We start from the raw sequence: 1542 nt of genomic DNA, 5'->3' as shown, positions 1-1542 counted from the left end.
AGAATTAAGAATGTAGAATTAAGAATGGGGAATTAAGAATGTAGAATTAAGAATGTAGAATTAAGAATGGGGAATTAAGAATGGGGAATTAAAAATTAAGAATTAAGAATGTAGAATTAAGAATGTAGAATTAAGAAGGCAGAAGCCAGAAGCCAGAAGCCAGAAGCCAGAAGCCAGAAGCCAGAAGCCAGAAGCCAGGGGAGCATCTCATTTTGGAAACAATATTACCCAAAGCAACTATATTTCAAGGGTTTCAGCCCCCTAACAAGAGCTAACGTGCCAAATTGGGATGCTCCCGAAGCCAGAAGCCAGAAGCCAGAAGGTAGCATGTATAATTCTAAATTCTAAATTCTAAATTCTAAATTATTAATTCTAAATTCCCAATTCTAAATTCTAAATTCTAAATTCTATAATTACGTTAGTAAATAGCCAGTTTTTTGTTCAATGTAGTCTATTATCTTATGATAAATTTCTGGATATTTTTGTTCGCTAATAATGATGGGCATGGAACTGTCAGGTAACCAAAAGGTTAATCTCTGATTTGGGTAGTGACAAAAACTACTGATTTTGTTGAGGTCAAGGATATAATCATGACGCTCGTAACTGAATGTAATCCAAAAACCTGAAGGTGATCGTGCTGATAACTTTTGAATGTAGTTGACCACTCGTTGATAACCGTCTGGGTCACTTTGACGGTTGATAATAATGGGAATAGTACTATCGGGTAACCAGAAGGTTATTTTTCCGTTGGGACCATGGGTGAATGTACTAAGCCGATCCAGATCAATGACATATTCTCGATGATCGTAATTAACTTTTATCCAGTAACTCACAAAACCTCCTTATTGACATAATGGGTTGGTAATACTAGCAATTACCAATTCGAACGAGTCCAGTTAATCACTTTAGCAAAGGGAACAGGAAACAAAAATTATCACAATTCCTATACGGATTGCTCTTCTTATTCAGATTACTGGTTACTTCTTGTTAATTAACACTTGTTACTTGTTACTGGGAGCATTTCACCTTTGTAATTATGTACATATATCCCCCCTAACCCCCCTTAATCAAGGGGGGAATTAGATTCAAAAGTCCCCCTTATTAAGGGGGATTTAGGGGGATCTGAATCAGGGATTAACAAAACTGACATGCTCCATTTGTTACTTGTTACTTGACTTTCAACCAATAAGGATAAATAGTTAACCAGGATAGGAAAAATGTAGAATGTAGAATGTAGAATTAAGAATGTAGAATTAAGAATGTAGAATTAAGAATGTAGAATTAAGAATCCAATTCTAAATTCGCGCATTCTTAATTCTTAATTCTATTAAGATCATCCCTGAATTGAGCGAAAGTTGGAAGCCCCAACCTACTTCGTGTCGGTTGGGGTACTTCACTGTTACCTAGCTGCTGATCAAGCTAAGTCATATTTCAGGGGTTTATTCCTCAGAGCCGGATAATTTCTGTGGAATCATGTTTTGATGGAGGGTAATTATCCGGCATGATGTCATTGATCCCCTAATCTGCGACATATGTGACATC

Annotated in this window: 1 protein-coding gene; it reads right to left on the bottom strand. The window is 36.3% G+C overall.

The genetic code is table 11. The annotated features are described in order from the left end of the window. Positions 1-413: 413 nt before the first annotated feature. The gene (locus tag F6K37_RS33550; protein ID WP_008188465.1) at positions 414-833 is read right to left on the bottom strand and encodes a hypothetical protein; all 420 of its coding nucleotides are present in this window, start codon (positions 831-833) and stop codon (positions 414-416) included. Positions 834-1542: the final 709 nt, after the last annotated feature.

Origin of the sequence: Moorena sp. SIO4E2, assembly GCF_010671945.1 — a bacterium.
In the GTDB taxonomy this organism is placed as follows: domain Bacteria; phylum Cyanobacteriota; class Cyanobacteriia; order Cyanobacteriales; family Coleofasciculaceae; genus Moorena; species Moorena producens.
The sequence above is the reverse complement of the archived record's forward strand: the minus strand, read 5'-3'. Positions and strand labels throughout refer to the sequence as shown.